General features: G+C 69.8%; 12 protein-coding genes. 5 read left to right on the top strand and 7 right to left on the bottom strand.

What is annotated here, in order from left to right:
• Nucleotides 1-12: 12 nt before the first annotated feature.
• The 4 genes from D7X30_RS42045 to D7X30_RS27245 all read right to left on the bottom strand — a co-directional run bounded on the left by D7X30_RS42045 (nt 13) and on the right by D7X30_RS27245 (nt 7,291).
• A complete protein-coding gene (locus D7X30_RS42045; RefSeq protein ID WP_158619405.1) occupies nt 13-2,862 on the bottom strand; it encodes a serine/threonine-protein kinase in 2,850 nt (949 codons plus the stop codon).
• Nucleotides 2,863-2,962: 100 nt separating this feature from the next.
• Nucleotides 2,963-3,271 (bottom strand): hypothetical protein, encoded by a 309-nt coding sequence (locus D7X30_RS27255; RefSeq protein ID WP_120565907.1) that lies wholly within the window; start codon nt 3,269-3,271, stop codon nt 2,963-2,965.
• 205 nt (nt 3,272-3,476) lie between these two features.
• Complete coding sequence (locus tag D7X30_RS27250) at nt 3,477-6,431, bottom strand: choice-of-anchor D domain-containing protein (RefSeq protein WP_120565906.1); 2,955 nt, start codon at nt 6,429-6,431, stop codon at nt 3,477-3,479.
• Between the two features lie 206 nt (nt 6,432-6,637).
• Complete coding sequence (locus D7X30_RS27245) at nt 6,638-7,291, bottom strand: phosphatidylcholine/phosphatidylserine synthase (protein WP_120565905.1); 654 nt, start codon at nt 7,289-7,291, stop codon at nt 6,638-6,640.
• Nucleotides 7,292-7,530: 239 nt separating this feature from the next.
• Here D7X30_RS27245 and D7X30_RS27240 point away from each other — a divergent pair, with 239 nt between their 5' ends.
• Both D7X30_RS27240 and D7X30_RS27235 read left to right on the top strand, forming a co-directional pair.
• Complete coding sequence (locus D7X30_RS27240) at nt 7,531-9,999, top strand: penicillin acylase family protein (RefSeq protein ID WP_304984724.1); 2,469 nt, start codon at nt 7,531-7,533, stop codon at nt 9,997-9,999.
• 370 nt (nt 10,000-10,369) lie between these two features.
• Nucleotides 10,370-10,822 carry a hypothetical protein gene (locus D7X30_RS27235; protein ID WP_014397960.1) on the top strand — a complete coding sequence of 151 codons (453 nt, stop codon included), beginning with the start codon at nt 10,370-10,372 and terminating at the stop codon, nt 10,820-10,822.
• 74 nt (nt 10,823-10,896) lie between these two features.
• Here D7X30_RS27235 and D7X30_RS27230 read toward each other — a convergent pair whose 3' ends face one another.
• Both D7X30_RS27230 and D7X30_RS27225 read right to left on the bottom strand, forming a co-directional pair.
• Nucleotides 10,897-11,730: a ThiF family adenylyltransferase gene (locus D7X30_RS27230; RefSeq protein WP_120565903.1), complete on the bottom strand. Its 834-nt coding sequence runs from the start codon at nt 11,728-11,730 to the stop codon at nt 10,897-10,899.
• 11 nt (nt 11,731-11,741) lie between these two features.
• Entirely contained in the window at nt 11,742-12,458 is a 717-nt protein-coding gene (locus D7X30_RS27225) for a class I SAM-dependent methyltransferase (RefSeq protein WP_120565902.1), read from the bottom strand.
• 440 nt (nt 12,459-12,898) lie between these two features.
• Between D7X30_RS27225 and D7X30_RS27220 the strand changes: the two genes are divergently transcribed.
• On the top strand, nt 12,899-14,275 hold the full coding sequence (locus D7X30_RS27220) for a hypothetical protein (protein WP_120565901.1): 1,377 nt from the start codon (nt 12,899-12,901) through the stop codon (nt 14,273-14,275).
• A gap of 21 nt (nt 14,276-14,296) precedes the next feature.
• On the opposite strand, the gene D7X30_RS27215 is transcribed toward D7X30_RS27220, so the two are convergent.
• Nucleotides 14,297-16,090, bottom strand: a complete 1,794-nt coding sequence (locus D7X30_RS27215) for a sigma 54-interacting transcriptional regulator (RefSeq protein WP_120566054.1) — start codon at nt 16,088-16,090, stop codon at nt 14,297-14,299.
• A 621-nt stretch (nt 16,091-16,711) separates the two neighbouring features.
• Here D7X30_RS27215 and D7X30_RS27210 point away from each other — a divergent pair.
• Together D7X30_RS27210 and D7X30_RS27205 are read left to right on the top strand one after the other, a co-directional pair.
• Nucleotides 16,712-17,941: a heparin lyase I family protein gene (locus D7X30_RS27210; RefSeq protein WP_120565900.1), complete on the top strand. Its 1,230-nt coding sequence runs from the start codon at nt 16,712-16,714 to the stop codon at nt 17,939-17,941.
• A gap of 79 nt (nt 17,942-18,020) precedes the next feature.
• Nucleotides 18,021-18,590: a hypothetical protein gene (locus D7X30_RS27205; RefSeq protein ID WP_120565899.1), complete on the top strand. Its 570-nt coding sequence runs from the start codon at nt 18,021-18,023 to the stop codon at nt 18,588-18,590.
• Nucleotides 18,591-18,724 lie beyond the last annotated feature (134 nt).

The following is an 18,724-nucleotide window of genomic DNA, read 5'->3' as shown; positions in this document are numbered from 1 at the left end:
CCAAGGCCACGCCTACTCGAACTTGACCGTCACCACGTTGAGGTCGATGGGACGCACCTCGATGCGGCGGCTGACAGTGCGTTTCAGTTCGGGGTTGGTGAACTTGCAGTCATAGAGGCCCACCCCCAGCTTCACCGGCTGGAAGGGCGTCTCCCCCAGCTTGCGGCCGTTGCACGACACCTCCGCCCAGGGCGTCACCACGAAGCTCACCGACGCGGACCGCTCCGCGGCACGGGCGGTGTCACGCACCTCCGCGGTGGGCACCACCGTGGCCGCGGTGGCGACGGGCGCCTTCGCCGCCGGAGCCTGGGCGCCAGGGGACTCCTGGGCCTGCTTCACTTCGGGGCTCGAGGCGTCCGGCTCACGGGGACCGGCCACGCCGGAAGGTCCGACGCCGGGCTCCGGTGTCGTGGGAGCCTGAGGAGCCGGGGGCGCGGTCGCGGGCGGCTCCGTGCCGGGCTTGCCGGACGACGGCATCGGCACGAGCTTCAGCGGCCCCACGTCCAGCCGGCCGGACGGCGGGATGACAATCTGCGTGCGCAGCTCGCGGTAGCCTTCCTTGATCAGCACGACCCAGTAGCGGCCGGGCTTCACCGTCGGCAGCGTCAGCGGCGTGCGCTCCGGGAGCACCCGGTCCTCGAAGACGACGCGCGCGCCCGCGGGCTCGGACTCCACGTGCACGCCGCTGGCGCCCGGGCCCAGGCTCCACACGATGCCGACGCCCACCAGGATCGCGACGAGCACGATGGCGCCGTACAGGAGCCCGCGGCGCTTCGGCCGCTCCACGGCGGACTGCTCGGTGAGCGTGCCGGTGCGGGCCGGCGGCACCCACGCGTTGGGCATGGGCGCGCGGGACGCGGAGCGCGGCGCGGTGGACGCGGTCATCTCCTCGATGGTCGCGTGCGGAGCGGGCACCGGGAGCCGGTGGCCGCGGTGTTCGCCGGACGGCGTGGGCCCGCCCGGACGGGGGACTGGAATCTCGGAGCGCGGCACGGCGCGCAGGTCCTGCGTGGGGCCCTCGTCCAAATCGGCGCGGGAGACAGCGCGCATGTCCAGGGTCGAGTCGTCCTCGTCATCCTGGGTCAGCGTCGCCGTCAGGGAGCGATGATCCAGCGTGGGACCGTCCTCCTCCACCTGGAACCCGCGGGAGAGCTTCCCCTGCGTGTCCACCATCGCGAGCGTGGGACCGTCCTCCTCCACCTGGAACCCGCCGGAGAGCTTCCCCTGCGTGTCCACCATCGCGAGCGTGGGACCGTCCTCCTCCACCTGGAACCCGCCGGAGAGCTTCCTCTGCGTGTCCACCATCGCGAGCGTGGGACCGTCCTCGTCCTGCGTCACCGTCGGGAGGGAAGGCTCCTCCAGGCGCACCGGCCGGGTGCTCCGCGAGGGAGGTGACTCCAGGGCCCGCCGCGAGCCAGTCATGCCCCGAGGGGCCTCGGCGCGCGGGTCGGCGTTGCGAACCTCGGAGCGGGGCTCCGGCCGGGCGTCCACGGACCGCGCATCCACGCGCGGGTCGGCGTTGCGAACGTCCGAACGGGGCTCCGGCCGGGCATCGACGGAGCGGGCATCCACGCGCGGGTCGACGTTGCGGACCTCCGAACGGGGCTCCGGCCTGGCATCGACGGAGCGGGCTTCCGCGCCCCGGGCCTCCGCGTTGCGCGCATCCACCCGCGCCTCCGCGTTGCGGCCCTCCGGACGGGTGTCCGGGCCCCGGACCTCCGAGCGCGCCCCATCCGCCTCCCCGTCCTCGCGGCGGGCCTCCACCTTCCCACTGGGACGGCTCGGCCGGTTCGGACGCAGCGTGGTGGTGGGCTCGTTCTCCGTGCGCGCTGGCGCCGTCGCGGGCCGCATCACCGAACGGCGCGGCGCGGGCGGCGAAGCCACCCCCGCCTCGTCGTCCGTCACCTGCACCTCGCCGGAGCGCGCCTCCTCCGTCAGGCGGTCCGCGTACAGCTCCCCCATGTACCCGGCCAGGTCCGCTGACGTGCCACAAGGCTGCGGCTGCGACGCGAGCCACCCCTCCAGCGCCCGCTGCAGCTCCTGCGCGTGCTGGTAGCGCGCGTCCGGCTCCTTCGCGAGCGCCTTGAGCACGATGGTGTCCAGCTCCGCCGGCACCCGGGGCGCCACGTGCGACGGCACCGGTACGTTGCACTCCGCCACCGCCGACAGCGTCAGCATGTCACTGGCGCGCTTGAAGAGCCGGCCCCCCGTCAGCAGCTCATGCAGCACCACGCCCAGCGCGAACACGTCCGAACGGCGGTCCACGCGCTGCCCGGCGGCCTGCTCCGGCGACATGTACGAATACTTGCCCTTGAGCACCCCGGAGCGCGTCACGGTGGCCTGATCCGCCGCCTTCGCGATGCCGAAGTCCACCACCTTCACGCCACCGTCGAACGTCACCAGGATGTTCTGCGGTGACACGTCCCGGTGAACGATGCCCAGCGGGCGCCCCGCCGCGTCCGTCTTCTTGTGCGCGTAGTCCAGCCCCGCGCACGCCTCCAGGAGGATGCGGCAGACGAGGGGCACCGGCAGCGGACGCCCCGCCGTCTCCGAGCGCTTCCAGAGCCGGCGCGCGTCCACGCCATGGATGTACTCCATGGCGATGAAGAAGGTGTCCCCCTCCGCGCCCAGGTCGTAGATCTGCACGACGTTGGGGTGGGCGAGCCGGGCCGCGATCCGCGCCTCGTCCAGGAACATCCGGACGAACTCGTCGTTCTCCGACAGGTGCGGGAGGATCCGCTTCAACACCAGCAGCTTGTCCGGAGCATCCGAACCCGGCCGGCGTGCGAGGTAGATCTGCGCCATGCCGCCCGTGGCGAGGCGCTTCAGGAGCTGGTAGCTGCCGTAGGTTTCGATGGACACGGCCGGACGCGAGGAGGCGAGCCCCAAGCGTAAGCGGCCGGGCCAGGGGAATCAAACATCGAATCCCCCTGGGCTTTTCCCGGTTCCACCGGGCGTGCGCCTAACGCCGGGCGGCCCGGACCTCGCGGGTCTCCCGCATCAGGGCCTCCAGTTCGTCCAGGTGCCGCTTGAGCACCGGCATCAGCACCGGGGCCGCGTCCACCCGGTCGAACAGGTCCAGGACCCGGTCCACCTTGCGCTCGATCTCCTGCGCCCTCACGGGGCTGATGCGCCTGAGCAGCATGTCCGCCCCGGCCTCCATCAGCACCCGCGCCACCGCGTTCCGGTCCGCCAGCGGTTCCTGCTTGCGCTGCCCTTCCCCGCGGATGACCCGCAGCCCCGGCGCACCGGCGCGCGGAGAGGACTTCATGGGCTCATCAGGGGTCCAGGTGTTCACAGCGCCTCCAGGGCAACAGCGTGCAGACGCTCCGCAGGGTACACACCGAGGGAGCGCCTCCAATTTTCTGGTCATCCGCACAGGCAGATGCAGTGCTGTAGCACCGGGGTCTGACAACCCCGTTCGGGGCCGGATGGCCGGCCCGTCACGGGGTCCACACCCACAGCTTCTTCACCGTTCAGTCGTTGGCGCAGGCGCGGCGGTAGGTGATGGCCACCTTGGAGCCCGGCGGCGGCACCACGCTGAACACCACGCTGTTGGACGCGGCGTCGTAGGACCACCCGCTGGTGGTTTCAGTGCCGTTGACGGTCACCACCACCGTGCCCGCGTCGGGCTCCTCGCTCAGCGGGAAGCGGTCCTGCGCGCTGAACGCCTTGTTGGCCACCTGCCGGAGCAGCGGCGCGTAGTCCGCCGCGCAGACGTTGAGCACCTCGCCGCCCGTCTGCGCCGCCGCGTCCGCGTACCGGGTGCCGGTGCCGCCCGCCGTGGCGCAGGACGTCTTGGTGGGCGCGATGGCGAAGAAGGTGGCCCGCTGCGGCTGGTTCTCCCCCTTGCGCTGCTGCGCCCACTGCACGTACGTGGCGACCGCGTCCGGCGAGTGGTCGTCCTCGTCACCCACGAACACCACCACCAGCGCCGCGGAGTCGCGCAGGAAGCCCGCGTTGCCGTCGTTGGCCAGCGGCGTGCGCGGATCATCCACGTTGTTCACCAGCGGAGAGGTGAGCGCGCGGCGCATCGCTTCAAAGCCCTGCTCCACCTGGGCGCACTGGCCCACCTGCACGTTCTGCTGGAGCACCTGCGCCACGTCGGGCGTGGCCAGGGTGAGGATGCGCTGGCGGCTGTTGTCCGCCGGGAAGAAGCGGCCGGCCTCGCCGCCCAGCGCGCCGCCCGGGCACGCGCCGGACACCGCGGAGATGCCCGTCGTCGTCACCGCCATGTTCACGTCCACCGCCTTGTTGCGCGCGGCGTCCACGAACGCGGGGATGGCGGACACGAGCTTCGGGTGCTCCTCCACCATGGACGCCGTGTTGTCCACGACGAACAGCACGTCCACCTTGCTCACGTCCTGCTGCACGAAGTTGTCCGTCTTGTCCGTCTTCTTCGACGACTCACCGATGAGCGGCACCATCAGCGGGATGGGCAGGTCGCTGGAGTCCACGAAGAGCGGCGACAGGTTCATGCCCGTCACCTGCGCCAGGTAGTCCACGCCCACCGTGAAGGACTCGCCCGGCTGGAGCTGGAACGCGGGCGGCGCCGGGTGGTCCAACAGCGCGAACTCCGTGTCCGTCGTGCCCGGCCCGATGAAGACGTTGGAGATGGTGACGGGCGTGGTGCACGCGTTGAGGTAGTTCACCTCACGCGGCGCCGGGCGGCAGTCCTTGCGGCCCAGGCCGAAGTCCAGGTACCAGGGCGACGCCACCAGGCACGTCTCCTGCGAGTTCGCCATCAGCGGCACCTGCCGCACCGGCGTCACCGGGTTGTACTGCTCCACCTGCAACTCCCCCGCGAAGCTGCCGCCGGTGAAGGGCGCCTGGAACGCCACCTGGAAGCTGAACCAGTCGCCCGGGTAGATGATGCCGCCGAAGAGCTCGCCGCCGGGCATCTTGAACACGCCGCCGCCGTCGTTGGCGATGCGGATGTTCTTCACGGGGCACAGGTCCGCGCCCTTGTTCTCCAGCTTCACGCCCAGCACCGCGCCGCGGCCCGGCGGGAGGGTGCCGAAGTCCACCAGCTCCGGCGTGACGGTCAAGTCACACGGCGCATGCGCCTTCGCGCTGCCGAAGAAGTCCAGCTGCACGGTGGCCGCGGAGAACGCGCTCGTGGTCATCACCAGCGCGCCGGACGCGCTGCCCTCGCGCATGGGCTCGTAGAAGACCTCCAGGTTCAGCTCGCCGTTGGCCGGCAGGGTGAACGGCAGCGGCACCGGCTTGTTGTTGAACTGGAGCTGGGCGCCCGTCGCGTCCGGCGTCCAGTCCAGCGTGTTGATGGTGAGCGGCCCCGCGTTGTCCGTGCCGCAGTTCTTCACGTTCACCACCACGCGCACCTTGGAGCCCAGCGGCTGCTCGCCGAAGTCGTGCATCATCGGCGACACGCAGAGTTCGGACGCGCCGCCGAAGCCGCGCAGCGGCACGGGCAGCGTGGGGTGGCGCTTGCTCACCACGGTGTAGACGGCGCGGTCCGTGGCCGCGCCCATGTGGCCGGGGCTGTAACGGATTTCGAAGGCGCGCACCTCGCCCGGCTGGAGCACCAGCGGCAGGCCCGTGTTGTTCTGGCTGAAGGACACGTCCGTGCCATCCAGCATGAGCGACGTCACCGTCACCGGCTCCGTGCTGATGTTGCGCAGGCTGGAGGCCTTGATGGCGTCGCGGTCCACCGGCACCGCGCCGAAGTCCAACACCTCCGGCTCCGCCACCACCGCGCGCTCCAGAGACTCCGCCGTCACCTGCACCGGCACGTCCGCGCACCCGTGGCAGGGCGAGATGGCCAGCGCAATCTGCTTCCTACCCACCCGCACCGGGTTGAAGGTGAGGGGCAGCTCCACGCGCTCGCCCGGGTTCACCGTCACCGGCGCCGCGACGAACTCATCCTTGTCCGCGCCCACCAGCTTGGGCGTCACCATCACCGGCAGTTCCGTGGGGTTGTCCAGCGTCACGCCCAGCGTCTTGGTGGAGTCCGCCTCGATGCGGCCGAAGTCCAGCGCGCGCGGTGTCACCCGCGCCCACGCGTCCACGCCCGCGCCGTTGAGGGGAATTCGCATCAGCGGTTCGATGCGCGTGTCCGAGCGCACCACCAGCACCGCGGGCAGACCGCCCTGCAAAAGCGGCGCGAAGCGCACCTTCAGCGTGCACTCGCTGCCCGGCACCAGGCTGTGAGGCCCCTCGTGGGTGAACTCCGCCTTGTAGGCGCCCTCCGGCCCCTCCACCCAGGCCTCGTCCACCGTGATGCGCGCGCGGCCCACGTTGCGCAGCGTCACCGTGGATTCGCGAGCGTCGAAGACCGCCACCCGCGCGAAGTCGACGCCACCCGGCGTCGCCGTCAGCCGGCCGTCCGCGAGCGATGAGCGCTCCCGGTCCGCGCAGCCCGACAGCAGTCCCACCACCACCAAACCCAGCAGGCCCCAGCGCCCCGTCATGGCACCCACCCTTCCCTCCCGCCTCGCCCAAAGCCTTGAAGCCGCGGCAGCGGCCACACCTTCCGGGTGTGGCCCTCGCGGATCAGGTGGCGAAGCTAGGCACCCACCCCGGGACTGCCAACCGCCTCACCGTGGGAAAAACAGGGGAATTGCCCTCCAGAACGTCCACTGGATGGCACCACCCGCGCCCTCCACGGCGGAAGACTTCAGAATTTCGGAATCCGCAACGTCTTGCTGATCATCGCGCTGCCGCTGGCCACGTAGAGCAGCGCCAGCGGGTGCAGCGTGAGCGGTCCCAGGTTCCACACCCCGCCCCACAGCGCGTCGCCAATGCGGCCCTGCCACGTGGCCGCCGCCAGCACCATCACCAGCAGCAGGCTGGTGGGGATGGGGGTGCCCTCGAAGTACTTCACCTTGCCGGTGCCGTCCGACAGCTCCGCGGACGTGACGTTGAAGCGCGCCAGGCGGCTGATGCCGCACGCGACGAAGTAGAGCAGCGCCGCCACGTCCAGGTTGCCGCGCAAGCCCACCGCGAACGCCAGCGCCGCGGGCGCCATGCCAAAGGAGATGACGTCCGCCAGCGAGTCCAGGTCCGCGCCCAGCGGCGACTTGCGGAAGCGCCACCGGGCGATGCGGCCGTCCGCCACGTCCATCGCCAGCGCCACCGGCATCAGGCAGAACGCCACCCACAGCCAGCGTGGGTTGTTCGTGGCCAGCGATTGCATGGCCGCCAGGATGGCCCCCGCGCCGGCGAAGCCGTTGCCGAGCGTGACGAAGTCCGCCAGCACGAAGGTGCGAATCATGGAGAAGTGGCGGCGCTGGCGGCGGGCCGCGGGCGACGACGAGGGCTCGGGCGTCATGGCTCCCGTGTAACACACACCGTCTTTCCGGCTTTCCCAAACCCACGACGCGACGCATCCGCGCGTTTCACCTCCATGGAAAAGTCAAATCCCAGAAACATTGACCGGCGAATCGCCACCTTCCTAGTCTCCGGGCCGCCATGCCCGAGAACATCCCCGATAATCTTCCTCCTCGCGGAGGGTTCCGTTCTGTCCGGACCCGCCGTCTTTCTCTTTCCCTGATCGCGTCCCTGGCGCTGGTGGCCACCACCACCGGCTGTGAGGATGATCCCAAGCCAGTCGATCCGGGGCCCACCCCGACGACCCCGAAGTACACGGCGAAGATCAAGCGCACCTCCTACGGCATTCCGCACATCACCGCGGACAGCTACGCCAGCCTGGGCTTCGGCCAGGGCTATGCCTTCGCGCAGGACCACGTCTGTACGCTGGCGGATCAGATCCTCAAGGTGCGCGGCGAGCGCGCGCGCTTCCTGGGTCAGGGCGCGGGCAACCGGCACGTGGGCTCTGACATCGCGTACCGGGCCATGGACCTGATGGGGCGCGCGGAAGCCGCCTTCCCCACCCTGTCGCAGGAAGTGCAGGACATGGTCACGGGCTACGTGGCCGGCTACAACAAGTACCTGGAGGACGTGCCCGCGGACGCCCGTCCCGCCGAGTGCGCCAACGCGGCCTGGGTCCGGCCCATCAGCACCGTGGACCTGCTGGCGTACAACACGGACCTGACGCTGCTGGCGGGCATCAACGCGCTGGCGCTCACCATCCCGTCCGCCACCCCCCCCACCGTGGGCGCGCAGTCCGTGGACCCGAAGCAGGCCGCGCTGCGCCCGCAGATGCCGTCGCTGGAGGAGCTGCAGCGGCTGAAGCTGGCGGACTTCGGCAGCAACGGCTGGGCCATTGGCGGTGAGCGCACCGACAACGGCAAGGGCATGGTCATGGCCAACCCGCACTTCCCCTGGGAAGGCGAGCTGCGCCTGTGGGAGAGCCAGCTGACCGTGCCGGGCCAGATGAACGTCTACGGCGTGGGCCTGATGGGCGTGCCGGCGGTGCTCATCGGCTTCAACGAGAACGTGGGCTGGACGCACACGTTCTCCTCCGGCCAGCGCGCGACGATGTACCAGCTGCAGCTCGTGGACGGGAAGCCGACCGTCTACAAGTACGGCAGCGAGGAGCGCCAGATGACCTCCAAGACCTTCACCGTCCTGGTGAAGCTGTCCGAAGGGTCGCTGACGAACTACTCGCAGACCGTCTGGTTCAGCCACTACGGCCCGATGATCGCCTTCCCGGACTCGGCCGCGCCGAGCTTCCCCCCCGGCACGCTGGGCTGGAACACCAAGACGGCGCTCACGCTGCGCGACGCCAACATCGACAACACCAAGTTCCTGGACCAGTTCCACGGCATGAACAAGGCCAAGTCCCTGGCCGAGTTCAAGGACGTCTACAACACCCAGCAGGGCCTGCCCTGGGTGAACACCATGTTCGCCGACAAGGACGGCAACGCCTGGTACACGGACGCCACGCCCACGCCCAACCTCTCCAAGGACGCGTACACGAAGTGGCTCACCGAGGCGACCACGGGCTCCAACCCCCTCACCGCCGGCATCTTCCAGGGCCTGGGCTTCGTGATGCTCAACGGCAGCGACCCGGCCAATGAGTGGCAGGTGGAGCCGGGCTCGCGCAGCCCCGGCCTCGTGCCCTTCGCCAAGGTGCCGCAGCTGGACCGCAAGGACTTCGTCTTCAACGCGAACGACAGCTACTGGCTGGCCAACCCCGCCGCGCCGCTCACCGGCTTCTCCCCGCTGCACGGCCTGGAGAACTTCCCCCAGTCGCCGCGCACGCGCATGAACGCCACGGTCCTCACGGAGGTCAGCGAGACCGGCGCCTCCGGCGCGGACGGCAAGTTCAGCCACGAGGAGCTCAAGGCGGCCGTGTTCAGCAACCGCAGCAGCATGGCGGAGCTGCTGCTCGCGTCCGTGGTGGAGCGCTGCACGGGCAAGACGACGGTGACCTACAACAACACCGCCGTGGACATCAGCCAAGCCTGCGCGCTGCTGACTGGCTGGAACGGCCGCTACGACGTGGACCAGAAGGGCGCGTTCGTGTTCCGCGAGTTCCTGGGCGCGTACACCAACGGCAACCTCCAGAACGCGGGCCCGCTGTTCTCCGTGGGCTTCAACCCGGCCAGCCCCATCACCACGCCCAACACCCTGACGCCCGCGCCCGCCACGGGTGACGACCCGGTGCTGGTGAAGCTGGCGCAGGCCGTCTTCACCATCGGCCGCTCCACCAACGCGCTGGACAAGACGCTGGGCCAGGTGCAGTTCACCACCCGCGCGGGCGCCCCCATCCCCCTGCACGGCGGCATGCACCGCGAGGGCGTCACCAACGTGATGTCCTTCGGCGCCGCCCGCACCACGGTGTTCGACTTCGCCCAGCCCCACACGGCCTCGTACAACGCCAACACCCTGCTGGCGAAGGAGGGCTACCCCATCAACAACGGCAGCTCCTTCATCATGGCGCTCCAGTTCACCGACGCGGGCCCCACCGCCAGCGCCGTGCTGACCTACAGCCAGTCCGGCGACCGCAAGTCCCCGCACCACTCGGACCAGACCCGGCTGTACTCCCAGAAGCAGTGGCGCCCCATCCTGTTCACGGACGCGCAGATCAACGGCGACGCGAACCTGGTGGAGACCACCGTCTCCGGCGGGTAACCGCTTCCGTCTGACGGCCTGAAGCCTCTGGAAGGCCCCGGGAGCCACCGTGCTCCCGGGGCCTTCTTGTTTTCACGGGGAGTCGCCGTTGAAACTTGTCACATGGATTGAAATAGGCAGACAGGGCGGTCGGCCCTGGCGTCTGGGTTCAGCATCCGTTAGCGGACAACCCAGGGGACCTTTGAGGCGAACACACAGTCCGTGACGCCGTCAGGGCTGAGCGGATGTGTCGTCTCAGCAATGTCAGCCTTCAGGGCTAGTTTCTTGACCGCGGCTGAAGAGCAGGATGTCCCTCAGGCCCAGGGAGAAAGCCCGGACGCGTACCGACCGGGACGGCCGCTGGGTCCGACACGAAGGAGTCGCGAACGCCATGGCACTTCCGGTCTACAAGACAGACGTCATCGACAAGGTGTTCTTCCTGCGCTGGGACGCTCCACCGACGCCGGAAGAGATACAGGCGGTGTTCCAGAAGATGCAGGCCGCCTACCAGCAGCACCAGCAGCAGCCGCTGGTGCTGGTGACAATCGCGGGAGCGAAGTCCGCGGTCCCCAACAGCGAGCAGCGCCGGCACCTGTCCAACATGCTGTCGGACGCGCGGGCGCTGTTCTCCGAAATCCACGTCATCATCGAAGGCAACGAGCTACAGCACAACCTCCAGCGCGTCATCGTGTCGGGGATGCTCATCGTCACGCGCACGTATGACGACCAGTTCATCCGCGTGCACAAGAACGCGGACGGGGCGGCGGGCTTCATCGCCCGGCGGCTGGGCGTGGATGGCTCGCAGGTGGTGAACGAAGCGCGGTCGCGCGGCGTGGTGATGTAGTCCCCGGGGGGATTCGGGGGCCCTGCAGAGGGCCCCCGGCCCCGGAGAGAGAAGCCTTCTTAGCGGGCGACTTTTCAGCCCCTCGCGCCCTGCCCCACCGGGCGGGCCGGACGGGTGGCGCTGACGGAGCCGCGCACGTAGCGGTGGTCGAAGAGGTCCACGTAGAGGTACTCGGGCCAGGACACCATCGCGCGAGCCCCCAGCATCACGCCTCGCATGATTTCACTCACCATCAGCCCCGCGGCGGTGGTGGCGCCAATCACGCACGTGGGCGCGTGGCCCTTCCCCTGGTAGCAGGCATCCATGTACTCCTGGAGCATGTAGCTGCCCAGGTGCGGGATGATCTTCGGCAGGTCGATGCGGCCGTCCGGGAGGATGAAGAGCTCCTCGTAGAGCGGCGCGTCCGGCTGGAAGACGTGGAGCGCGGCACCAAAGCCCAGCATCAGCCCGGTCATGATGGGGATGCCCAGCTGCCGGCACGTCTGGTGGAGCGACTCCTTGGCGCGGGCCCCCGCGATGTCGATGACCTCCACCACGTAGTCCACCGGCGGCAGGCCGCCCAGGCCCTTGAGCACGTCCGCCACGTTGGCGTCGGTGATGCCCTCCTTCACCTTCTGCACGCGCAGGTCCGGGTGGATGTCCCGGCACATGCGCTCCACCACGTCCACCTTGTGCTGGCCCAGGGTGCTTTCGAAGCAGCCAATCTGCCGGTTGATGTTGTGGCGCTCGTACACGTCGAAGTCCGCGAGCGTCAGACAGCCGAAGCCCAGGCGCGCCAGGTCCACCGCGCACTGGCCTCCGGCGCCGCCCACGCCGGCGACGAGCACGTGGGTGCTGGCGAGCTTGTCCATGGTCTGCGGGTGGAGGACACCCAGGTTGCGCTGGAAACGGGGGTTCACGTTCGTCATGGAAGGGCTCCCTACTTGCGCATGCAGACGTAGAAGTTCTCGCCGTAGTAGTCGTCGCCGTCGGCCACCAGCGCCTCGCTGAAGCCCACCTTCTCCAGGAGCTTCACCGCCTGGTCCGTGTCCAGGAAGGTGACCATCTCGTTGGGATCCGTGGTGAGCTTCTGGGCGCAGGTGCGGTGGTGGTTCACCGCGCGCTGGAGGCTCTCCGTCCAGCGCCCCTGGGCCTCCCACTCCCGGATGGAGTTCTTCAGCACCAGCTCCAGGTCGGGCCGGGGCCGCTTGTTGCTCGTCATGCACAGGACGCCGCCGGGCTTCAGGTGCGTCCAGGCCTCGCGCAGCACGGCCTCCGGGTCCTTCACGTAGAAGAGGACGTTGTTCATCACCACCGCGTCCGCGGCCCCCTCCACCTCCAGGGGGAACTGCGTCACGTCTCCGGGCAACAGCGTCCAGCGGGCGCGCACCGCCTCCGGCTCCTTCGCGCGGCGGCGCACCGCCAGGGCCAGCATGGCCTGGTTGTTGTCGAAGCCGACGACGCGCTGCCCACGCCGTACCAGGGGCTCGCTCACGAGCCCCGTGCCACACCCCGCGTCGATGACGTAGGAGCGCTCCCGGGTGTCGCGGAGGATCTTCTCGCGCTGCCGCTGGTAGCACGGCAGCTCGGGGATCATCTGATCGTAGCTGTGCGCGAAGTCGTTCCAGATGTTGTCGACGAAGACGGTCTCGGGCATGGGTCCTCCCCCTCCGAGGGGAGTCAGGGTGAGACCCGTTGTTGTCTCCCGTCCCACCGCCCCCATGCGATTGCCCCGTCGTCTTCCCCTAACATCCAGGACTTGCCTGTTTCAGATGTATGTGTTGGATTGAATGAACCAACACACCCTGGCGGGCCGGCGGGGGGGCCGTTCAGTCCAAAGGGACCCGCACCATTCGTGGTCCGCATGTCTCAGTATTGAAGTACGCGGAGTCCTGCGTTTCTTCACTCGGAGGGTGCCGGGACAGGCGTCCGGCGACCTTCACCCGTGAAGCATGCCCTGCGGGGCAGCACCAATGAAATCAACCCCTTGGGGCCTGGCGCGGAAGGTGCTCTGGGAAGGCCTGCATCGGGAGGCACCGGGTGTCAGAGCCTGGCGCTTGTCTGCGTGGGGGACCCTCAATGCGAGCCGAGGTCGGTATGCGTGGGACGTTGAGCCTGTGGGTGGTGGTGGTGCTGTTCGTGGCGCTGCGCGCGAATCCGGGGGACGCGCACGAGGTGGCAGTCCAGGCGGATCCGTGGTCGCGGTCGCTGGTGTCGTCGGGCCTGATGGCCTCCAGCACGAAGCGCGAGGCGCTGGGTGGTGGGCTTGCGCACTACAGCTGGAAGGTGCGGGTGGGCGCGGGGAAGTACGACGCCATCACCGTGCACCGCGTGGTGCGCGAGTCCTACCCGTGGATTCCGGCGCGCAGCAGCCGGGCGGTGTTCATGGTGCACGGGGACCTGTGGGGCTTCGTGCCCGCGTTCCTCACCAACACCTGCGTGACGACGATGCCGGAGAACCGCTCCATGGCGGCGTACCTGGCGAGCCAGGACGTGGACGTGTGGGGCCTGGACCTGCGCTGGGTGGGCGTGCCGGAGGCGGAGACGAACTTCCAGTTCATGGAGGGCTGGAACATGCAGTCGCACGTGAAGGACTTGGGCACGGGCCTGGCGCTGGCGGACGTGGTGCGGCGGCTGGGCGGCAACGGCGGCAATGACCGGATGTTCCTCCTGGGCTGGAGCCGGGGCGCGACCATGGGGTACGCGTACCTGGACGGGGAGTCGCAGCTCCCGCGCGCCCTGCGCCGGGTGGACGGCTTCGTGCCCATGGACATGGTGCTGCGCTACGGGCCGGAGGCGGCCGAGCAGCGCCAGTGGGCGTGCCAGCGGTACGAGGCGCTCCAGGCCGCCCGCGACGAGGGCCGCACGGAAGGGGGCCTCTTGGGGCCCGCGCCGGGCATGCCGGTGAAGACCATTGGTGAGCTGGCGAACCGCGCTCCCAACGCTCCGTCCCCGCTGGCCCCGGCGGGCTTCGCGGGCCCGGTCCGGCCCACCAACCGGAAGTTCGCCGTCATCGCCGCCGGGCGGACCGGGGCGCTGCTGGCGCCGCTCCAGCCGATCACTCCGGGCTACCACCTGGCGGGCAGCGTGCCGGACACCGCCGGCCTCCCGGACCGGACGGCCTTCACGTCGGAGCCCACCCTGTTCGACTACCTCCAGCTGGCGGTGCCCTACCAGAGCCTCAACGAGGTGGTGGAGACGGAGAAGCAGCTGTGCGGCCTGGACGTGCCCTACGACGACCACCTCAAGGACGTGAAGGTGCCGGTGCTGTACGTGGGCGCGGCGGGCGGCGTGGGCCGCTACGGCGAGTACTCCACGCGCCTGTTGGGCAGCACGGACGTCACCCGCATCATCGTGCGCAGCCGCCCGGAGGAGGAGCGCGCGCATGACTTCGGCCACGCGGACCTGTTCCTCGCCCGGGACGCGCGAGTGCGCGTGTGGCAGCCCATCCTCCAGTGGATGCGGGCGCACTGACGGCGCGTGGAGGGCGGAGGGCTACTCCGCCTTCCACAACCCGTGGCGCCGGGCCCGGCGGCCCAACGTCACGGGGTCCATGCCCAGGGCCACGGCGGCGCGGCGCAGGACGCCGCCGTGGCGCTCCAGGGCCTCGCGGATGAGGTCGCGCTCCACCTGCTGGAGCCGGGCCCTCAGCGAGCCGTCCCCCGTGGGGTCCGCCCGGGGCACCGAGTTGTTGAGGAGCGCGGGCGGCAACAGGCGCCGGGTGAGCATCTCCCCGGGCCGGGACAGGAGCACCGCCCGCTCCACCACGTTGCGCAGCTCGCGCACGTTGCCCGGCCAGCCGTAGCCGTGCAGCACCTCGTCCGCGTCCGGGGCCACCCCCGTGGCGGAGCGCTTGAGGGTGCGGTTGAACTGCTCCACGAAGGAGCGGGCCAGCTCCGGGATGTCCTCCGGGCGCTCGCGCAGGGGCGGGATGTCGATGGTGAAGCTGTTGAGCCGGTAGAAGAGGTCCGCGCGGAAGCGGCCGGCGCGCACCTCCTCGCCCAGGTCCCGGTTGCTCGCGGCCACCACACGCACGTCCACGTGGCGCACCTGGGTGCCGCCCACCGGGCGGACGTCGCCGGTCTCCAGCACGCGCAGCAGCTTCGCCTGGAGGTTGGGCGTGGTGTTCTCAATCTCGTCCAGGAAGATGGTGCCGCCGTTGGCGAGCACGAAGAGGCCCGGGTGGTCCGACACCGCGCCGGTGAAGGCCCCCTTCACGTGGCCGAACAGCTCGCTCTCCAGCAGCGTCTCCGTGAGCGCGCCGCAGTCCTGGACGACGAGCGGCAGGTCCCCCCGGCCGGAGAGCCGGTGGAGGATGCGCGCCAGCACCTCCTTGCCGGTGCCCGTCTCGCCCTGCAGCAGCACCGCCACCCGGTGGGGGGCCACCAGGCGCACCATCTCCATCACCCGCTGCATGGGCGGGCTGCGAAAGCCCACGTCCTCCCCGTGGCGGCCTACGCCCACCACCGGCGTCTGGGCCAGCGCGCGCTCGCGCAGGAGGTTGCGCTCCAGCTCCAGCGCCATGCGCCACTGCTCCATGCGGAAGCCGTGCTCGCGCCCCGCCTGGAGCACCGCCTCGCGCATGGCTTCCGGGGCCGGCCAGGCCCCCGGCGCCCGGTAGATGCGGCCGGAGTTGAAGAGCGCCACCAGCCGCTCGGGGGCCGCCGGGGCGCAGTAGACGATGCGCGAGGCCAGGTCGCTGGGCGGCCCCGCCCCCGTGGGGTCCACCTCCTCGCGCAGCTCCGCCAGGGACTCCACCAGCGCGAGCGCCCGCGACTCGTCCTGGCCGCACACCAGCAGCACCGCCATGTCCCCGCGCGTGAGCAGCGCGTGCACGTCCTCCGCGGTGGCGGCGAAGTGCGGCGTGGCCACGCCGTCCAGGGCCTGGCGCACCGCGCGTGACTCGTCATCCGAGGCGAAGGCAGCCACCACCTGCAGGTGGGACGTGGCCAGGTAGCGCGCCAGCTTCACGCCGTCCGCCGCGTCGAAGGCGCCGAAGCTGATGCCCAGCGCCGCGACGGTGCCCCCGCCGCTCGCCGTGTCGTGGCGCCAGCGCACCGTGCCGTGCACCCGCACGTGCGCGCCCGTGTCCGGCAGCGAGAAGGCCATCTCCACCGGCTCGTTCTCGTGCGGGCCCTCGGAGGGGCGGCGCGGCGTGGCGATGAGCCCGATGCCCGTCTCGCTGATGTTCACGGACCAGCAGCCATGCAGCGCCGGCTGGGTCACCACCTTCACGTACAGCGGCTTGCGCTCGCTCCGGGGCACCTGCTCGGACGCGGGGCGCGACATGGGGTGCGTCACTCGACCGGCCTCATGGCCGCCGCGCGGCGGGCTTCCTGGAAAAATACGGACATCGCGGACGGGTTTCTGCCTGATTCTCCCGTCATCGCAAGTCGGCGGCAAAGAGGATGTCCCCACGGCACGTCGCAAGTGGACACGGGTCCAAAACGCCCTGCCCGAAACGACGGCTCGCGCGTTCCCACACCGCACCACAACCGACGGCACGACACGCCCGTGCTCCGGCGGTGCGCATCCCACGCGACGCGCCGTATCGCCCCTTCCGGTGTGTTGAAGGATTTCAACCGGGCCGTCTGAAATTGATGTCTGTCTTTCGGATTTGAACCTGCCCAGCGTGCAAGCGGGTTCAGCGTCGCTTGTGTTCGAAATAGAACTTCGATATTCGGTTTATCACCTTGGAGCACGGCAGGCTTTTCCCCCGCTGCCGGATGGAGCACCGAACACACGCCACATTGTCTTTCTCCTCCCGTCGACGCGGCCCTGTGGAACAGGTCCGGGAGCACGAGAGGGGATTGCCCCGCCGTAAAGCCAGACATCCCCCAGCCATGCCCCTGTCTCCTGTCGTTGGAGCATGGCCTTTCACTGCCTGTCCTTTCCCCCTGGGCCAACCCCTTGAAGAAAACCCTCCTCCTGGTTGAAACGTTGTTCGTCCTGGGCGCCGCTGGTTGTGGCGCTCCGGATGGTTCCCTTCCGGCGGAAGACCGCCAGCCGTCGCTCGAGTCGTCCGGCGAGGACCTCACCACCACCGGCTGCACGCAGCTCACCCCCACCAGCGTGAAGGCCAGCGGCGACGACGGCACCGGCAGCGTCGCGGCGAACACGCTGGATGATCAGCTCACCACGCGCTGGAGCAGCCTGGGCAAGGGCGAGTGGATTGACTACGACCTGGGCGCCACCAAGAGCGTGGGCGCGCTGGCCGTGGCCTGGCACGAGGGCCACAAGCGCGCGAACACGTTCACCATCTCCGTGTCGCCGGACGGCTACACCTATACGCAGGTGTACAGCGGCACGAGCAAGGGCACGACCACCGCGGCGGAGACGTACACCTTCACGCCGGTGAGCACGCGCCGGGTGCGTGTCACGGTGCAGGGCAACACCCTCAACGACTGGGCCAGCATCGCGGAGGCGCGCCCGTGCGCCGGCACCACGACGACGCCGCCTCCCACCACACCGGGAGGCATCGTGTGGCGGGGCGACTTCGAGTCCGGCAGCCGCAGCCAGTGGGACGGCACGCAGATGATGTCCGCGGACCGGCTCCAGGTGGTCTCGTCGCCGGTGCGCGAGGGCGGCTACGCCCTCAAGGCCACGGTGAAGCAGGGCGATGACCCCATCAACTCCAGCGGCAACCGCAACGAAATCTTCAAGCAGACGAAGGAGGCGGTGGGCTCCGAGTACTGGTACCGCTGGAGCACGCGCTTCGCGGCGGACTTCCCCAGCGTGAACACCTGGCAGCTCTTCACCCAGTGGCACCATGACGGGTGCTGCGGCTCGCCGCCGGTGGAGTTCTACGTCTACGGCGAGGAGATGCGGCTCAACATCGGCGGGTCCCCGGGCACCATCGTCTGGCGCACGCCGCTGGTGCGCAACACGTGGCACGACTTCGTCTTCCACGTGAAGTGGTCTCCCAACGCGAGCGTGGGCTTCGTGGAGCTGTACTACGACGGCCAGCTGGTGCTGCCCAAGCGCAACATCGCGACGCAGTACTCCGGGCAGCTCAACTACCTGAAGATCGGCCTGTACCGGAATGACACCATCGCGCCGGTGGGCGTCGTCTACCACGACGGTTGGGTGATGGGCCGGACGCAGGCGGACGTGCTGGATGCCAACTACAAGCTGAAGTGAGACACCGGCCGCGTGCCCCGGTAGGCGCCGGGGCACGCTCCGGGATAGGCTTCAGGAGTCCATCCCGAGGAGCCGCATCATGCGTCTGTGCGCCGCGCTGACCGCCTTGTCCCTGCTGGCGTCCTGCACCACGACCTACGCCATCCCCAAGCCTGAGCTGGCGCGGCTGGATGGCTTCCGGGACGAGAACGCGGCGCTGATGCGGGAGCTGGGCGACGTGATGCTCAACCGCGTCACGGAGCGCAAGCGCACGGTGCGGGACGTGGAGGGCCAGCCGCACCAGTTCACGTCCGACACACCGCTGGCGCTGGCGCGGGTCTCCGCCCAGGCGGACACGGAGTTCCAGCGCTTCATCGAGGTGGGCGTGGACGGCGACCGCTTCCGGGGCGTGCCCCTGGAGGGCTCCACCTCCAGCGTCTCCGCGCCCCCGGTCGTCGTCCCCCTTTCGGAGGTGGACCACGCCCGGCTGCGCGAGTTCAGCCTGGGCAAGACGCTGCTGTTGACGGGCACCATCGGCGCGGTGGTGATGGGATCGCTGGTGGTGGCGGCCATGTTCTTCAAGCCCACCACCGGCTCGGACCCGGACGACCGCGGCGGCGTCATCGACCTGGGCCCGACGCCCCGGCTGACCCAGAGCCTGGTGTTCTGACGTCCCGCTAGGGGCTGTCCCTGATTAGCGCAGCCAAAGAAGCATGGAGGCGACATGCAGGACGGCGAGGTAGCTGCTCGCCGTCTTGTCGTAACGGGTGGCGGCGGCGCGAAAACGCTTCAAGTCGTGGAAGA

This window comes from Corallococcus sp. AB011P, assembly GCF_003611605.1.
GTDB lineage: Bacteria > Myxococcota > Myxococcia > Myxococcales > Myxococcaceae > Corallococcus > Corallococcus coralloides.
Note: the sequence above shows the minus strand (reverse complement) of the source record. Positions and strands in the feature narration are given on the sequence as shown.